The 16675-nt window shown below is 61.4% G+C and carries 17 protein-coding genes; 12 read left to right on the top strand and 5 right to left on the bottom strand.

What is annotated here, in order from left to right:
• Window positions 1-15 precede the first annotated feature (15 nt).
• From rpmJ to bfr, 8 genes are all read left to right on the top strand, one after another.
• Window positions 16-132, top strand: a complete 117-nt coding sequence (gene rpmJ, locus QRN22_RS23120; RefSeq protein ID WP_002555468.1) for a 50S ribosomal protein L36 — start codon at window positions 16-18, stop codon at window positions 130-132.
• Between the two features lie 131 nt (window positions 133-263).
• Complete coding sequence (rpsM, locus tag QRN22_RS23115) at window positions 264-620, top strand: 30S ribosomal protein S13 (protein WP_010487012.1); 357 nt, start codon at window positions 264-266, stop codon at window positions 618-620.
• A gap of 30 nt (window positions 621-650) precedes the next feature.
• Complete coding sequence (gene rpsK / locus QRN22_RS23110) at window positions 651-1040, top strand: 30S ribosomal protein S11 (RefSeq protein ID WP_013789773.1); 390 nt, start codon at window positions 651-653, stop codon at window positions 1038-1040.
• A gap of 17 nt (window positions 1041-1057) precedes the next feature.
• Window positions 1058-1678, top strand: coding sequence for a 30S ribosomal protein S4 (gene rpsD, locus QRN22_RS23105; protein WP_042552932.1), 621 nt, complete (start codon window positions 1058-1060; stop codon window positions 1676-1678).
• 22 nt (window positions 1679-1700) lie between these two features.
• A complete protein-coding gene (locus tag QRN22_RS23100) occupies window positions 1701-2702 on the top strand; it encodes a DNA-directed RNA polymerase subunit alpha (protein WP_042552931.1) in 1002 nt (333 codons plus the stop codon).
• A 43-nt stretch (window positions 2703-2745) separates the two neighbouring features.
• Window positions 2746-3132: a 50S ribosomal protein L17 gene (gene rplQ, locus QRN22_RS23095; RefSeq protein WP_042552930.1), complete on the top strand. Its 387-nt coding sequence runs from the start codon at window positions 2746-2748 to the stop codon at window positions 3130-3132.
• Window positions 3133-3301: 169 nt separating this feature from the next.
• Window positions 3302-5596, top strand: coding sequence for a catalase/peroxidase HPI (katG, locus tag QRN22_RS23090; protein WP_042552929.1), 2295 nt, complete (start codon window positions 3302-3304; stop codon window positions 5594-5596).
• Between the two features lie 144 nt (window positions 5597-5740).
• Window positions 5741-6205, top strand: a complete 465-nt coding sequence (gene bfr / locus QRN22_RS23085) for a bacterioferritin (protein WP_042552928.1) — start codon at window positions 5741-5743, stop codon at window positions 6203-6205.
• A gap of 60 nt (window positions 6206-6265) precedes the next feature.
• On the opposite strand, the gene uvrA is transcribed toward bfr, so the two are convergent.
• Complete coding sequence (uvrA, locus tag QRN22_RS23080) at window positions 6266-9100, bottom strand: excinuclease ABC subunit UvrA (protein WP_285404127.1); 2835 nt, start codon at window positions 9098-9100, stop codon at window positions 6266-6268.
• A gap of 189 nt (window positions 9101-9289) precedes the next feature.
• On the opposite strand from uvrA, the gene QRN22_RS23075 reads away from it, so the two are divergent.
• Window positions 9290-10678 (top strand): MFS transporter, encoded by a 1389-nt coding sequence (locus QRN22_RS23075; RefSeq protein ID WP_042553303.1) that lies wholly within the window; start codon window positions 9290-9292, stop codon window positions 10676-10678.
• 15 nt (window positions 10679-10693) lie between these two features.
• Window positions 10694-11194, top strand: coding sequence for a single-stranded DNA-binding protein (locus QRN22_RS23070; protein ID WP_042553302.1), 501 nt, complete (start codon window positions 10694-10696; stop codon window positions 11192-11194).
• Window positions 11195-11259: 65 nt separating this feature from the next.
• Here the strand turns inward: QRN22_RS23070 and QRN22_RS23065 are convergent, their stop codons facing one another.
• On the bottom strand, window positions 11260-11607 hold the full coding sequence (locus QRN22_RS23065) for a VanZ family protein (RefSeq protein WP_156152684.1): 348 nt from the start codon (window positions 11605-11607) through the stop codon (window positions 11260-11262).
• Between the two features lie 264 nt (window positions 11608-11871).
• Between QRN22_RS23065 and QRN22_RS23060 the strand changes: the two genes are divergently transcribed.
• Both QRN22_RS23060 and QRN22_RS23055 read left to right on the top strand, forming a co-directional pair.
• A complete protein-coding gene (locus tag QRN22_RS23060) occupies window positions 11872-12756 on the top strand; it encodes a sugar nucleotide-binding protein (RefSeq protein ID WP_042553300.1) in 885 nt (294 codons plus the stop codon).
• Entirely contained in the window at window positions 12749-13678 is a 930-nt protein-coding gene (locus QRN22_RS23055) for an NAD-dependent epimerase/dehydratase family protein (RefSeq protein WP_042553299.1), read from the top strand. Before QRN22_RS23060 ends, QRN22_RS23055 begins: the two co-directional genes overlap by 8 nt.
• A 208-nt stretch (window positions 13679-13886) precedes the next feature.
• Here the strand turns inward: QRN22_RS23055 and QRN22_RS23050 are convergent, their stop codons facing one another.
• The 3 genes from QRN22_RS23050 to QRN22_RS23040 all read right to left on the bottom strand — a co-directional run bounded on the left by QRN22_RS23050 (window position 13887) and on the right by QRN22_RS23040 (window position 16674).
• Window positions 13887-14579, bottom strand: a complete 693-nt coding sequence (locus tag QRN22_RS23050; protein WP_042553298.1) for an OmpW/AlkL family protein — start codon at window positions 14577-14579, stop codon at window positions 13887-13889.
• 121 nt (window positions 14580-14700) lie between these two features.
• The gene (locus tag QRN22_RS23045; RefSeq protein ID WP_042553297.1) at window positions 14701-15222 is read right to left on the bottom strand and encodes a DUF3299 domain-containing protein; all 522 of its coding nucleotides are present in this window, start codon (window positions 15220-15222) and stop codon (window positions 14701-14703) included.
• A 189-nt stretch (window positions 15223-15411) separates the two neighbouring features.
• The gene (locus QRN22_RS23040) at window positions 15412-16674 is read right to left on the bottom strand and encodes an ABC transporter permease (RefSeq protein ID WP_042553296.1); all 1263 of its coding nucleotides are present in this window, start codon (window positions 16672-16674) and stop codon (window positions 15412-15414) included.
• Window position 16675: the final 1 nt, after the last annotated feature.

Here is a 16675-nt window from a genome sequence, read left to right as displayed (position 1 = left end):
TTCGAGGAGTTGGTGATGAAAGTTCGTGCATCGGTGAAAAAGCTGTGCCGTAACTGCAAAATTATTCGCCGTGAAGGTGTTGTGCGAGTGATTTGCAGCGCGGAACCGCGTCACAAACAGCGCCAAGGCTGAGTGTGATCGAAGCTATAAGCCCGGCAGCTAGTGCGCTGCCGGGTTGATTATTTGTTTCTACAGCGATAATATCTCGCGCCCCATTTCTTGGCTTCCGGGGCGTAGGTAGCTGTCAATTGGAGTTCCACTGAATGGCCCGTATTGCAGGCGTTAACATTCCGGATAACAAGCACACTGTTATCTCGCTGACCTACATCTTTGGTGTCGGTCGCACTACTGCACAGAAAATCTGTGCTGCTACCGGTGTAAACCCGGCAGCAAAGATCAAGGATCTCTCTGACGAGCAGATCGAGCAGCTGCGTGGTGAAGTCGCCAAGGTTAATACCGAGGGTGATCTGCGCCGTGAAGTGAACATGAAAATCAAGCGCTTGATGGATCTGGGCTGCTACCGCGGTCTGCGTCATCGTCGCGGCCTCCCGGTTCGCGGTCAGCGTACCAAGACCAACGCGCGTACCCGTAAGGGCCCGCGTAAGCCGATCCGCAAGTAATCGCGTTCGCGAATCGACAGGAATTTAGTCATGGCAAAACCTGCTGCTCGTACTCGTAAGAAAGTCAAGAAGACGGTGGTTGATGGCATCGCCCACATCCACGCTTCTTTCAACAACACCATCGTGACCATTACCGACCGTCAAGGTAACGCCCTGTCCTGGGCTACCTCCGGTGGTTCGGGTTTCCGCGGTTCTCGCAAGTCCACCCCGTTCGCTGCCCAGGTGGCTGCTGAGCGTGCTGGTCAAGCTGCGCTGGAATACGGCCTGAAGAACCTCGACGTAAACGTCAAGGGCCCAGGTCCGGGTCGTGAGTCCGCAGTCCGTGCTCTTAACGGTTGCGGTTACAAGATCGCCAGCATCACCGATGTGACGCCCATCCCGCATAACGGGTGCCGTCCTTCGAAGAAGCGTCGCGTGTAATCAGGAGACAGTGAGAAATGGCTCGTTACATTGGTCCCAAATGCAAACTGTCTCGTCGTGAAGGCACAGATCTTTTCCTGAAAAGCGGCGTTCGCGCTCTGGAATCGAAGTGCAACATCGAAGCAGCCCCAGGTATCCACGGCCAGCGCCGTGGCCGTCAGTCCGACTACGGCACCCAGCTGCGCGAGAAGCAAAAAGTTCGTCGTATCTATGGCGTCCTCGAGCGTCAATTCAGCGGTTATTACAAAGAAGCTGCCGGCAAGAAAGGCGCTACTGGTGAGAACCTGCTGCAACTGCTCGAATGCCGTCTGGATAACGTTGTTTACCGTATGGGCTACGGTGCTACCCGCGCCGAATCCCGTCAGCTGGTTTCGCACAAAGCGATCAGCGTCAACGGTAAGACTGTAAACGTACCGTCGTTCCAGGTTAAAGCTGGCGACGTGGTTGCAGTTCGTGAGAAATCGAAGAATCAGCTGCGCATCGTTCAAGCTCTCGAGCTGTGTGCCCAGCGTGGCCGCGTTGAATGGGTAGATGTAGATACCGAGAAGAAGTCTGGCGTTTTCAAAAGCGTCCCGGCTCGCGGTGATCTCTCCGCTGACATCAACGAAAGCCTGATTGTCGAGCTCTACTCCAAGTAAGGGCTAGAAAATAGGTGCATCCATGCAGATTTCGGTAAATGAGTTCCTGACCCCCCGCCACATCGATGTGCAGGTGGTCAGTCCGACCCGCGCCAAGATCACTCTCGAGCCTCTCGAGCGTGGTTTCGGCCATACCCTGGGCAACGCGCTGCGTCGCATCCTGTTGTCCTCCATGCCTGGCTGTGCAGTAGTCGAGGCCGAGATTGACGGTGTACTCCATGAGTACAGCGCCATCGAAGGTGTTCAGGAAGACGTAATTGAAATCCTGCTCAACCTTAAAGGTCTGGCAATCAAGCTGCACGGTCGAGACGAAGTTACACTGACTCTGGCGAAGAAGGGCTCTGGCGTCGTAACCGCTGCCGATATTCAGCTGGATCATGATGTTGAAATCGTCAACGGCGACCACGTTATCGCCAACCTGGCCTCCAATGGCGCGCTGAACATGAAGCTCGTAGTAGCTCGTGGTCGCGGCTATGAGCCAGCTGATTCGCGCCAGAGTGATGAAGACGAGAGCCGCAGCATTGGTCGCTTGCAGCTCGACTCTTCCTTCAGCCCGGTGCGTCGCGTGTCCTACGTGGTGGAAAACGCTCGTGTTGAGCAGCGTACCAACCTGGACAAACTGGTTATCGACCTCGAAACCAACGGTACCCTGGATCCTGAAGAGGCCATCCGTCGTGCTGCAACCATCCTGCAACAGCAGTTGGCTGCATTCGTCGACCTCAAAGGTGACAGTGAGCCTGTTGTAATCGAACAGGAAGACGAGATCGACCCGATCCTGCTTCGTCCGGTTGATGACCTGGAACTGACCGTTCGTTCGGCCAACTGCCTCAAGGCAGAAAACATCTACTACATCGGTGACCTGATCCAGCGCACCGAAGTAGAGCTGTTGAAAACGCCGAACCTGGGCAAGAAATCCCTGACTGAAATCAAGGACGTTCTGGCTTCCCGTGGTCTGTCCCTCGGTATGCGCCTCGACAACTGGCCGCCGGCAAGTCTGAAGAAAGACGATAAGGCGACTGCCTGATCGTCATCATCACCGAACGTGAAGTTTGGTAAGGAATTGAACCATGCGTCATCGTAAAAGTGGCCGTCACCTCAGCCGCACCAGCGCTCACCGCAAGGCCATGTTTCAAAACATGGCGGTATCGCTGTTCGAGCATGAGCTGATCAAAACTACTCTGCCGAAAGCCAAGGAACTGCGTCGCGTTGCCGAGCCGCTGATCACCCTGGCTAAAGAAGACAGCGTTGCCAACCGTCGTCTGGCGTTCGACCGTACTCGTTCGAAAGCCATCGTTGGCAAACTGTTCAACGATCTGGGCAAGCGCTACGCCACCCGTCAGGGCGGTTACCTGCGTATCCTCAAGTGCGGTTTCCGCGCTGGTGACAATGCCCCGATGGCTTATGTTGAGCTGGTTGACCGTCCGGTCGGCGGCGCAGTAGAAGCTGCCGAGTAAGGCATCGTTGCAAGAAAAACCGGGCTCAGGCCCGGTTTTTTTATGCCTAATTTTTAGTTAAAAACTATCGGTCTGTAAGGTCTTATTCATTTGAGAGTTCGCTACCGCTCGTCGATACTCAATGCCAATCCCGCTCAGTCGGGAACGATCAGGCCTGGTAAGGAGATAGATGATGAGTGAGAAGACCGAAGGTAAATGCCCTTTCTCGGGAAGCGCTTCCGAGACAACGCCGAAGCATACCGCTGGCGGTGGTACCGGTAATCGCGACTGGTGGCCGAACCAACTGCGTGTCGACCTGCTGCACCAGCATTCCTCCAAGTCTAACCCGTTGGGTGAGACGTTCAACTATGCCGAAGCCTTCCAATCGCTGGATTACGAAGCGCTGAAAAAAGATCTGCGCGCGTTGATGACCGACTCCCAGGACTGGTGGCCAGCTGACTTCGGCCACTATGGTCCGCAATTCATCCGTATGGCCTGGCACGCTGCCGGTACCTACCGTACTGGCGACGGCCGCGGCGGTGCCGGGCGTGGACAGCAGCGTTTCGCACCGCTCAACAGCTGGCCGGATAACGTCAACATCGACAAGTCGCGCCGCCTTCTGTGGCCGATCAAGCAGAAATATGGTCAGAAGATTTCCTGGGCCGACCTGTTGGTGCTCACCGGCAACGTCGCTCTGGAGACCATGGGCTTCCGTACGTTCGGCTTCGCTGGTGGGCGACAGGACACCTGGGAGCCGGATCAGGACGTCTATTGGGGTACCGAGAAGACCTGGCTGGGCGGCGATAACCGCTACGGCAAGGGCGCTGCAGGCCGTGATGACGATACCGGCGTGGTCGTGGCCGATGAAGAGCTGCATGGCCAGGAGCACGATCGTACCGACAGCCAGGGCCGCAACCTCGAGAATCCGCTCGCTGCCGTGCAGATGGGGCTGATCTACGTCAACCCGGAGGGCCCTGAGGGTAACCCCGATCCGCTCGCGGCAGCCCATGACATCCGCGAGACGTTCGCGCGCATGGCCATGAATGATGAAGAGACCGTCGCGCTGATCGCTGGCGGTCACACCTTCGGCAAGACCCATGGTGCTGGACCTGCGGACAACGTTGGTGCCGAGCCCGAGGCCGCCGGTCTCGAAGAGCAGGGTCTGGGTTGGGCCAGCTCGTTCGGTAGCGGGAAAGCCGGTGATGCGATCACCAGCGGTCTGGAAGTGACCTGGACGACCACGCCTGCGCAGTGGAGCAACAACTTCTTCGAGAACCTGTTCAAGTTCGAGTGGGAGCTGACCAAGAGCCCGGCGGGCGCCCACCAGTGGGTGGCCAAAGGCGCCGATGCGATCATCCCCGACGCTCATGATCCCTCGAAGAAGCGTCTGCCGACCATGTTGACCACCGACCTGTCGCTGCGCGTCGACCCAGCTTACGAGAAGATTTCGCGGCGTTTCCTGGATAACCCGCAGGCATTTGCCGAAGCCTTCGCTCGCGCATGGTTCAAGCTGACCCACCGTGACCTCGGTCCGAAATCGCGTTATCTGGGGCCGGAAGTGCCGAAGGAAGACCTGCTCTGGCAAGATCCTCTGCCGACTGTTCACCACCCGCTGATCGACGAGGCGGACGTCGCTGCGCTGAAGGCCCGCGTGCTGGCCTCCGGTCTGTCGGTCTCCGAACTGGTCGGCACGGCCTGGGCTTCGGCGTCCACCTTCCGTGGATCCGACAAGCGCGGCGGTGCCAACGGTGCACGCCTGCGCCTCGCACCGCAGAAGGATTGGGCTGCCAATCAGCCCGAGCAACTGGCCGGGGTTCTGGCGACGCTCGAGGGTATCCGTGGCGAGTTCAACCGCACCGCCACCGGCGGCAAGCAGGTCAGCCTGGCCGATCTGATCGTGCTGGCCGGTAATGCCGGTATCGAGCAGGCCGCCAGCCAGGCCGGTCACGCCGTCAACGTGCCGTTCTCGGCCGGGCGGGCGGATGCCTCGCAGGAGCAGACCGATGTCGAATCCTTCGCCGTGCTCGAGCCGATCGCCGACGGTTTCCGCAACTACCTCAAGGGGCGCTACAGCGTACCCGCCGAAGCGTTGCTGATCGACAAGGCGCAGCTGTTGACCTTGACCGCGCCTGAGTTGACCGTGCTGATCGGTGGCCTGCGCTCGATCAATATCAACGTGGGTGGTGCTGGCCACGGTGTGTTCACCGACAGGCCGGGGGCGCTGAGCAATGACTTCTTCGTCAACCTGCTCGACATGGGTACGGCGTGGAAGGCAGTGCCAGGCGACGCCAATCTGTACGAAGGGCGCGATCGCAAAAGCGGTGAGGTGAAGTGGACCGGCACGCGTGTCGATCTGGTGTTCGGCTCCAACGCCATCCTGCGCGCCCAGGCCGAAGTCTATGCCAGTGCCGATGCCCGCTTCATCGAAGACTTCGTGGCTGCCTGGACCAAGGTCATGAACCTCGACCGTTTCGACCTCGCCTGATTCCCGTCCGGGCGCTTGCGTCCGGCCTGGTGAGCCGCTGTAACCAACGCCTCCTCACGGGGGCGTTGTGCTTTTTACTTGACCGCGACGGATGATGGGTCGAGCATTCACCCATTCCATCCGCTGCACCAAGGATTTCCCCCCATGAAGGGCCACATCGAAGTCATCGATTACCTCAAAACCCTGTTGAAAGGCGAGCTGGCCGCGCGCGATCAGTACTTCATCCACTCGCGTCTATACGAGGACTGGGGTTTCACCAAACTCTACGAGCGCATCAATCACGAGATGGAAGAAGAGACTCAGCACGCCGACGCGCTGCTCAAGCGCATCATCTTCCTGGAAGGCGTGCCGGACATGGTTCCCGATGCCTTCACCTTCGGCCAGACAGTGCCCGATGCGCTGAAGCTGGACCTGGCCCTCGAGTATCAGGTGCGTGCAGCGTTGAGCAAGGGCATCGAGCTGTGCGAGCGCCATCAGGATTATCAGAGCCGCGACATCCTGCTGCTGCAGCTCAAGGACACCGAGGAAGATCACGCCTACTGGCTGGAGATTCAGCTGCAACTGATCGGCAAGCTGGGCCTGGAAAAGTACCTGCAAAGCCAGATGTAAGAATCGCGGCAAAAAAAAACGCCCCGCATCTGCGGGGCGTTTTCGTTTCAGGCCGCTGGGTCAGGCCCGATCACGCTCCAGCAGCGGCTTGAGGAAGTGCCCGGTATGCGATTGCGGCATTTCGGCGACTTCTTCGGGCGTGCCGACGGCAATGATCTGGCCACCCTTGGAACCGCCTTCCGGGCCGAGATCCACCAGCCAGTCGGCGGTCTTGATCACGTCGAGGTTGTGCTCGATCACCACCACGGTGTTGCCGTGATCGCGCAGGCGGTGCAGCACGTCCAGCAACTGCTGGATATCGGCGAAGTGCAGGCCGGTGGTCGGCTCGTCGAGGATGTACAGGGTCTTGCCGGTATCACGCTTGGACAGCTCGCGTGACAACTTGACCCGCTGCGCCTCGCCTCCGGACAGAGTAGTCGCCGACTGCCCCAGCTTGATGTACGAAAGGCCCACGTCCATCAGCGTCTGCAGCTTGCGCGCCAGTGCCGGTACTGCATCGAAGAAATCGCGGGCGTCCTCGATGGTCATCTCCAGCACTTCGTGGATGCTCTTGCCCTTGTACTTGATCTCCAGCGTCTCGCGGTTGTAACGCTTGCTCTTGCACACGTCGCAGGGCACGTAGATATCCGGCAGGAAGTGCATCTCCACCTTGATCAGGCCATCGCCCTGGCAGGCTTCGCAGCGCCCACCCTTGACGTTGAACGAGAAGCGCCCCGGGCCGTAACCCCGCGAGCGCGATTCGGGAACACCGGCGAACAGCTCGCGGATCGGCGTGAACAGCCCGGTATAGGTGGCCGGGTTGGAGCGCGGCGTACGACCGATGGGGCTTTGGTCGATGTCCACCACCTTGTCCAGATGCTGCAGGCCGTCGATGCTGTCGTGGGCCGCCGCTTCCAGCGTGGTGGCGCCGTTCAGTGCGGTGGCGCTGAGCGGGAATAGGGTGTTGTTGATCAGCGTCGACTTGCCCGAGCCCGATACACCGGTCACGCAGGTCAGCAGGCCGATGGGGATATCCAGGTTGACGTTCTGCAGGTTGTTGCCGCGGGCGCCCTTGATCTTCAGTGACAGCTTCTTGTTGCGCGGTGTGCGTTTGGCCGGCACGGCGATCTTGACCCGGCCGGACAGGTACTTGCCGGTTACCGAGTCCGGATGGGCCATGACTTCTTCTGCCGTGCCTTCGGCGACGATCCGGCCGCCGTGCACCCCTGCGCCCGGGCCGATGTCGACCACGTAGTCGGCCATGCGGATGGCGTCCTCATCGTGCTCGACCACGATCACCGTATTGCCGATATCGCGCAGGTGGCGAAGGGTGCCGAGCAGGCGCTCATTGTCGCGCTGGTGCAGGCCGATGGAGGGCTCGTCGAGGATGTACATGACGCCCACCAGGCCGGCGCCGATCTGGCTGGCCAGGCGAATGCGCTGCGCCTCACCACCGGACAGGGTGTCAGCGCTGCGATCCAGGGTCAGGTAGTCGAGGCCGACGTTGACCAGGAACTGCAGGCGTTCGCAGATTTCCTTGAGAATCTTGCTGGCGATCTCGCCACGTCGACCTTCCAGGGTCAGGCCCCCGAAGTAGTCGCTGGCCGAACCGATCGGCATGCCGGTCACCGCCGGCAGGGTCTTCTCGCCGACCCAGACGTGACGCGCTTCACGACGCAGGCGAGTGCCACGGCAGTCGGGGCAGGGCTGGGTGCTGAGGAACTTGGCCAGTTCTTCGCGCACGCTGGTCGACTCGGTCTCGCGATAGCGGCGCTCTAGGTTGGGCACGATGCCTTCGAACGGATGCGAGCGCTTGACGATGTCGCCCCGGTCGTTGAGGTACTTGAAGTCGACGTTCTGCGAGCCGCTACCACCGAGAATCACTTTCTGGTGGTCGTTGTCCAGCTCGCCGAAAGGCGTGTCCAGGCTGAAGCCGTAATGCGAGGCCAGCGAGCCGAGCATCTGGAAGTAGTAAACGTTGCGTCTGTCCCAGCCGCGTATCGCGCCTTCGGCCAGGGTCAGCTCGGCGTTGACCAGGCGCTTGGCATCGAAGAACTGCTTCACGCCCAGGCCATCGCAGGTCGGGCAGGCACCGGCCGGGTTGTTGAAGGAGAACAGCTTGGGTTCCAGCTCGCTGATCGAGTGGCCGCACACCGGACAGGCGAAGCGCGCGGAAAAGATGATCTCCTCACCGTCTTCGCCTTCCATGGGCGCGATCAGGGCCAGGCCATCGGCCAGCTTGAGTGCCGTCTCGAACGACTCGGCCAGGCGCTGCTGCAGATCGCCACGCGCCTTGAAGCGGTCGACCACGGCATCGATGCTGTGCTTCTTCTGCTTGTCGAGCTTCGGCAACTCATCCAGCTCATAGAGCTTGCCGTTGACCCGTACACGCACGAAGCCCTGGGCGCGCAGCTCGTCGAACACGGCCAAGTGCTCGCCCTTGCGCTCGCGAATCACCGGAGCCAGCAGCATCAGCTTGCTGCCTTCGGGCAGGGCGAGCACCTGGTCGACCATCTGGCTGACGGTTTGCGCTTCCAGTGGCAGATCGTGATCCGGGCAGCGCGGTTGGCCAGCGCGTGCATAGAGCAGGCGCAGGTAATCGTAGATCTCGGTGATGGTGCCGACCGTCGAGCGCGGGTTATGCGAGGTGGACTTCTGCTCGATGGAGATGGCCGGCGACAAGCCTTCGATGGTGTCGACGTCGGGCTTTTCCATCATCGACAGGAACTGCCGGGCATAGGCCGACAGCGACTCGACGTAACGGCGCTGACCCTCGGCATACAGAGTGTCGAACGCCAGGGATGACTTGCCCGAGCCGGACAGGCCGGTGATCACGATCAGCTTGTCGCGTGGCAGGGTCAGGTCGATGTTCTTCAGGTTGTGGGTGCGAGCACCCCGGATCAAAATCTTGTCCACAAGGAACCTCTAAAAGCTGCCTACGTTGTCATCGCTTCGTAAAAGAAAGGCTCTGGTCGCAGCCTCGCGTGGCGGGCGGATAAACCGCCGAGTATACGGGGGGCGACAGCCGTGCGGCAAAGCGCCGCTGCTGTGCCAGTAGGGTTTCGACTGGTAGAATCGCCCGCTTGTTTCAACAGGTTATCGACGATGCGCGATTCGCACAGCGAACGCATGAGTGGCGCGGAGACTCGGGCAGCCGGTGGGCTGGCACTGGTATTCGCATTCCGCATGCTGGGCATGTTCATGGTACTGCCGGTATTGGCTACCTATGGGCAAGAGCTCGCCGGTTCAACCCCGGCTCTGATCGGCCTGGCCATCGGCGCCTACGGCCTGACCCAGGCCTTTCTGCAGATTCCCTTCGGCGTGCTGTCCGATCGCATCGGTCGGCGACCGGTTATCTACTTCGGCCTCGTGGTGTTTGCCGCAGGCAGTCTGCTGGCGGCTAACGCCGACTCCATCTGGGGGGTGATCGCCGGTCGCGTGCTGCAGGGCGCCGGGGCGATTTCCGCGGCGGTGATGGCGCTACTGTCCGATCTGACCCGCGAACAGCACCGCACCAAGGCGATGGCCATGATCGGCATGAGCATCGGTCTGTCCTTCGCCGTTGCCATGGTGGTCGGGCCGCTGCTGACCCGGGCGTTCGGGTTGTCCGGCCTGTTCCTGGCCACTGGCGCCATGGCGCTGCTGGGGATAGTGATTGTCGCCGGCCTGGTGCCATCCAGCGCCGGGCCGCTGCAGCACCGTGAATCCGGGGTCGCCAAACAGGCGCTGTGGCCGACCCTCAAGCATCCTGACCTGCTGCGTCTGGACTTCGCCATCTTCGCATTGCACGCCATCCTGATGGCCAGCTTCATCGCTCTGCCGCTGGCTCTGGTGGAGCAGGGCGGCTTGCCCAAGGAGCAGCACTGGTGGGTGTACCTGACCGCACTGCTCGGTGGTTTTTTCCTGATGGTGCCATTCATCATCTACGGCGAGAAGAAGCGTCAGATGCGCCGTGTGCTGATCGGCTCGGTGATCGTCCTGCTTTGCTGTGAGCTGTATTTCTGGGCGTTCGGCCATGGTTTGCGCAATCTGGTGCTTGGCATCGTGGTGTTCTTCACCGCGTTCAACCTGTTGGAGGCCTCGCTGCCATCGCTGATCAGCAAGGTGGCGCCAGCAGGTGGCAAAGGCACCGCGATGGGGGTCTATTCGACCAGCCAGTTCCTCGGCTCGGCCCTGGGCGGCATCATGGGTGGCTGGCTGTATCAGCATCATGGTCTGCCCGGCGTGTTCGGTGGCTGTGCGCTGTTGACGCTTCTTTGGCTGGCCTTTGCTGTTACTATGCGCGAACCGCCGTATGTAACCAGCCTGCGTTTGCCGCTATCGACTGCGGCGTTACAGGAAGCAGGTCTGGCCGAGCGAATTCAGGCAGTGCCCGGAGTGGCGGATGCCGTCGTGGTGGCCGAAGAAGCCGCCATTTATGTGAAAGTGGATACCCAACAATTGGATCGCACGTCGCTGCAGCGCTTGATCGAAGCGGCGCCGGTGACGTGCTGAAAGTAGGAGAGCGTTATGGCCCGTGGGGTTAACAAAGTCATTCTGGTCGGTACCTGCGGACAGGATCCGGAAACGCGCTATCTGCCCAGCGGCAACGCCGTGACGAACCTGAGTCTGGCTACCAGCGAGCAGTGGACGGACAAGCAGACCGGGCAGAAGGTCGAAAAGACCGAGTGGCACCGTGTTTCGCTGTTCGGCAAGGTTGCGGAAATTGCCGGTGAGTATCTGCGCAAGGGTTCTCAGGTCTACATCGAGGGCAAGCTGCAGACCCGCGAGTGGGAAAAGGACGGTGTGAAGCGTTACACCACTGAAATCATCGTCGACATGCAGGGCACCATGCAGCTGCTTGGTGGCCGTCCGGACAACGCTGGCGGTGGCGACTCCGCCCCGCGTCAGTCGCGCCCGGCACCGCAGCGCGAGCCGCAGCAACAGGCTCCGCGCCAGTCCGCTCCGCAACAGCAGAAGCCGCAGCCGGCTCAGGACTACGACAGTTTCGATGACGATATTCCGTTCTGATCGTCAGCCGTGACAGCAAGAGGCCCCGCAATGCGGGGCCTTTTTCGTTTCGCTTGCTGCCAATTTCAGGCTGGGCTGAAGAAGCGTTTGCGCAGCAGGCCCTGGCAGATCCACAGCACCAGCGCGATGCTGATGCCGCACAGGTTGGCAAGAACGTCCAGCTGGCTGAATTCGCGACTAGGCTGGAAGTAGTGCTGCAGCCATTCCAGCAGCGGCGCCTGAATGTAGAGCAGGCTCCAGAGCGCCCAGCCTGGCACGGTCGGGAAGGCGATACGGCTGACCAGCGACAGGCCGGCAAAGGCCAGCAGGTGGAGGAATTTGTCCGATTCGTCGAACAGGTCCGGCGGCGGCTCCGGTCGGAACAGGCCGTAGGCGAGTACCGCGCAGCAGGCCAGGAACATCAGCTTTCTCAAATTTTCTGTCCTTTCATCTCTTCTTCGCTTGGCACTATGACCACCGCATCCGGCTGCGGTTGCCGGGGATGCCGATTCAGTGACCAGGTGTCCTTGATCCATCGACGTGCGTCAAGGTAGTTCGTGGTTGATGACGCCGCGGGGTAAAAACAGCAAAATGCAGGCCATAGGGCTGAACCGTCCGGGATCTGCCGAGAATTCTGCGGCTGGCGCGCCATTGCGCGGTGCACGCTCAAACCTGATTGTGGAGCCTCTAGTTTCGTTATGCGCATGCGCCTGTTGTTACTGGGTGGCGGCAGTACGCTGGGTCGGGCGTTGATTCGCCTGGGAGCCGAAGAAGACATCGGTTTCCTCGCACCCCGCCCGCCGGCCCAGGGTTGGGATGCCGCCAGCCTGACCCAGTTGGTCGACGATACCCGCCCCGATGCGGTGATCAACCTTGCCTATTATTTCGACTGGTTCCAGGCTTCGCAGGTCAGCGAGGAGCGTTTCGTCGCGCAGGAACGCGCCGTGGAACGCCTTGCCGAGCTCTGTCAGCATCACGATATTCGTCTGCTGCAACCGTCCAGCTACCGTGTGTTCGACGGCGCTCGCGCCACCGCATACAACGAAAAGGATGAGGCGCAGCCGCTCGGCTTGCGGGGGCAGGTGCTGGCCCGCATGGAGCAGAGTGTCCGAGCCCTGTGCCCGCGGCATGTGCTGCTGCGCTTCGGCTGGTTGCTCGATGACAGCCCGGATGGGCTGCTGGCGCGTTTTCTGGTGCGCGCCGAGCGCGAAGAAGCGCTGTTCCTGGCCGATGATCGGCGAGGCAACCCGACGCCGGTAGACGATGCCGCCCGAGTCATTCTGGCCGTGCTCAAGCAGCTCGATTGCGCTGCGCCGCTGTGGGGCACTTACCACTACGGCGGGCATGAGGCGACTACATCGCTGGCACTCGGTCAGGCGATCCTGGGCGAGGCACGGCACATGCGCCAGAACCTCCTCGAGGAGATATCCGGCCAGGCCCACGCCCTGCGGGGCGACGCTGCCGAAGAGCCGCAGCACGGCGTGATGTCGTGCAAGAAAATCCTTCACACCTTCGGCGTCAAGCCGCGCGCCTGGCGTGCCGGCCTGCCGAGCCTGCTGGAGCAGTACTATCGTCATGTCTGATCGACCCATTCTCGTTACCGGCGGTGCCGGTTTTATCGGCTCCAACCTGATCGACGCCCTGCTGGCGCGCGGCCACAGCGTTCGTGTGCTGGACAACCTGTCCATGGGCAAACTGGCCAATCTGCCGGTGAACGATCCGCGGCTGACCTTCATCGAGGGCGATGTGGCAGACGCCGGGCTCGTCAGTCGCGCCGTGGCCGGCTGTGGCGCGGTGGTGCATCTCGCCGCCGTGGCGTCGGTGCAGGCGTCGGTGGACGATCCGGTCAGTACTCACCAGAGCAATTTCATCGGCACCCTGAACATCTGCGAGGCCATGCGCGAGCACGGCGTGCGACGTGTGGTGTTCGCCTCCAGCGCCGCGGTCTACGGCAACAACGGGGAGGGGCTGGCGATCGATGAAAACACCGCCAAGGCACCGCTGACGCCCTATGCAGCCGACAAGCTGGCCAGCGAACATTACCTGGAGTTCTACGCGCGCCAGCATGGCCTGGAGCCGGCGATCTTCCGCTTCTTCAACGTCTTCGGCCCGCGTCAGGATCCGTCCTCGCCGTATTCCGGGGTGATCAGCATCTTCACTCAGCGCGCCCAGCAGGGGCTGCCGATCAGTGTGTTCGGCGACGGTGAGCAGACCCGCGATTTCTTCTATGTCGCCGATCTGGTCGAGTTGCTGCAGCAGGCGCTGGACGCCGAGCAAGTAGCGCAAGGCGCGGTGAACGTCGGTTGGAACCAGACCGTAAGCCTCAAGCAACTGCTGGCGCAGATCGGCGAGCTGCTTGGCGGCCTGCCGGCAGTCACCCACCTCGATCCACGGGCGGGCGACATCCGTCATTCCCGCGCAGACAATGGTCGCCTGGCCACGCATTATCAGTTGCCCGCGCAGACCACATTGCGCGATGGGCTGGCCGCGTTGCTCAATAGCTGAGCTGCCATGTTCCTGAAACGCAGAAAGCCGGCAATGCCGGCTTTCTGCGTTATCGGGCTTTGACAAGGCGCCAGCTTCGTCATTGTGGGAGCGCGCCATGCGCGCGAATCGCGGGCGCGGCCCGCTCCCACTGCGAACTGCAGGCGGCGCCCACCAAGGCGCCGCGTCACGGCGCCATAACGATGTCCGCTGTCGCCTTGTCGCGCGCTTAGAACTTGTAGCCCAGGCCAACCATGTACACGAACGGATCGACGTCGACGTCGACCTTGGCGCGCACGCCGAGGCCGGGATGGTCGACATAGGCGGTGGTGTCGATGTCGATGTAGCGCGCCTGGGCGTTGATCAGCAGGTTGTCGGTGAGCATGTAGTCGGCACCGATCTGCCAGGCCAGGCCCCAGGAATTCTTCGCCCGGAAATTGTCGAAGCCGGCCGAGGTGGCGCGGCTGCCCACGTGCTCGTCGTAGATCCAGGTGTAGTTGATGCCGGCGCCGATATAGGGTTGGAACACCGATTTCGAGTCGAGCGGGTAGTAGACCACGCTCAGGGTCGGCGGCAGGTGTTTCAAGGTGCCGAGTTTACCGTTGGCGGCATCCAGCGCGGTTCCCTTGATTTTCACGTCGTGTTCGAACGGTGTTGCGGCAAGCAGCTCGAGGCCGATGTTGTCGGTGAGCATGTAGGCAAAGTTGAGGCCCAGCTGCGTGTCACTGCTCATGGTCGCCTTGCCGCCCAGGTCGGTACCGGCGAGGCCGCCACGGTCGACCTTGACCGTGGAACTCTCGGCCTTCGGATTGACCGTGATGGCGCCCGCGCGCACGAGGATATCTCCGGCCTGGTGCGCCTGCGCCGCAGGGGCAGCCAGCGCCAGGGCGATCAGAGAGGCAGAGAACAGCGACTTGTACATGGTGAGCTCCTAACGGGTCATACGATAATCTCGGATGACGTCAGGTTAGGGCGCCTGGCGAAGCGTCCTTTGACTCAGCTCAATGCTCATGGCCGGCAGGGTGCGACTTTTTGCCACGATGTCAGTTGGCCGGCAGCTCGTACGGGTAGATCTTGTCCGCTGCCATCTGATAACCGACTTCGGCCAGCTCGCTGCTGCTGTGCTCGACCTTCAGTGGGCCCTCGATCCAGAACGGCTGGTACAGCGCGTCGAGCAGCACGCCCAGTTCGGCGGTGACATGGATGATCTGGTTGGAGGGTGGTGGCGGTACGTGGATGCAGGCGCCGAAGTAGGGCACCAGCAGGAACTCGGTAACGCGGCCTTCCTCGGTCACGTCCAGCGGCACGATGTAGCCCGGAATCTTGACCTGCTGGCCTTCCATCTCCTTGACCACCGGCGCGGACGGAAACTGCTGCAGAGAAGCGGCGCCCCCTTCGGACAGCGCGTCACCCAACTGCGACATGTCATGCATGGGCGTCATCTGGGCGATCTGCGGCGGTGCATCCTTGGGGATCAGCTCCTGCCAGTTCAGCGTACGCAGTTCGGCTGCCCATAGCGGAGCCGCCAGGGTCATGAGAAGGGCGATGAGCAGAGCGCGAAACATGACACTACCTCTTGATTGAAAACGGAGCCGCTGCCGGCTCCGAATATTCAGAACCTATTCACGATTGTGCGAGCTAGAGCCCTGCAAGGCGAAAATAAGCGAGGAAGCGGAGTTTACTGATGTAAATGAGCTTTCCGAGCTTGTTTTCAACGCCGCAGGGCCGACGCGCAGCCGATCGTGAGTAGGTTCTCAGAGGCGGATGGACAGACCATCTGCTAATGACTGCCGATAGGCCCGCCAGGCCGGTACGCAGCCCATCAGCAGAGCGGCCGCCAGAATAGCGCCGAGCAGCGTCCACTCATAGGGTGTCGGTGCACTCAATGGCAGATACAGCCCGTAGTTGGCCTGCACATAGCCCTGTGCACCGGCGATGCCGCCGTACAGCAGGGCGACACCGGCGACGACGCCAGCCACTGCCAGCGAGAAGGCTTCGAGGATCAGCAAACTGGCGACGTGCCACGGCCGTGCGCCCACCGAACGCAGGATGGCCATCTCCCGGCGCCGCTCGTTGAGGCTGGTGAGGATGGCCGTGAGCATGCCGATCAACCCAGTCAGTACGACGAACAGCGACACCACGAACAGCGCCTTCTCCGCCGTGCCCATCAGGCTCCACAATTCCTGCAGGGCAACGCCAGGGAGAATCGCCAGCAGCGGTTCGCCGCGGTACTCGTTGACCTCGCGCTGGACTGCGAAAGTGGCGATCTTGCTCTTCAGGCCGAGCATCACCGCGGTGATGGCCTTGGGCTGCAGATTCATCTCACGGGCCTGTTCAGCGCTTATCTTGCCAGCACCGCGGGCGGGGACACCGTTCTGCCAGTCGACATGCAGCGCTTCCATGCCCTCCAGGGAAATATGCAGGGTGCGATCCACGGGCGTACCGGTGCGGGCGAGGATGCCGCTGACCACGAACGGCTTGTCATCGTGTTGCTGCAGGCTGATGGCCGCCACGCCATGGGACAGCACCAGTTTGTCGCCGAGCTTGTAGTTCAGGGCCTGGGCCACTTCGGCGCCAAGCACCACGTCGAACAGATCGTGAAAGCGTTCGCCCTGGGCAACCTGCAATGCCTGGCCACGACCATAGTGGTAATGGTCGAAATAACCCGCGTCGGTGCCCATCACCCGGTAGCCTCGGTGCGAGTCGCCCAGAGAAATCGGGATGGCCCAGTCGACCTGGCGGTGCGCGGCGAGCTTCTCGAAACTGTCCCAGCGGATGTTGTTGGTGGCATTGCCGATACGGAACACCGAGTACAGCAGCAGATTCACGCTGCCGGAACGGGCGCCGACGATCAGGTCGGTACCACTGATGGTATTGGCGAAGCTGGCGCGGGCTTCGGTGCGCACCCGCTCCACGGCGAGCAGCAGACACACCGACAGGGCGATGGCGAAGACCGTGAGCAGAGCGGTGAAGCGGCGGTTGGCCAGACTGGCCAAGGCGAGTCGTAACAGGAACACC

The organism is Pseudomonas sp. MEJ086 (genome assembly GCF_030209025.1).
GTDB classification, from domain to species: domain Bacteria; phylum Pseudomonadota; class Gammaproteobacteria; order Pseudomonadales; family Pseudomonadaceae; genus Aquipseudomonas; species Aquipseudomonas fulva_A.
This window is presented reverse-complemented; position numbering and strand designations above follow the sequence as displayed.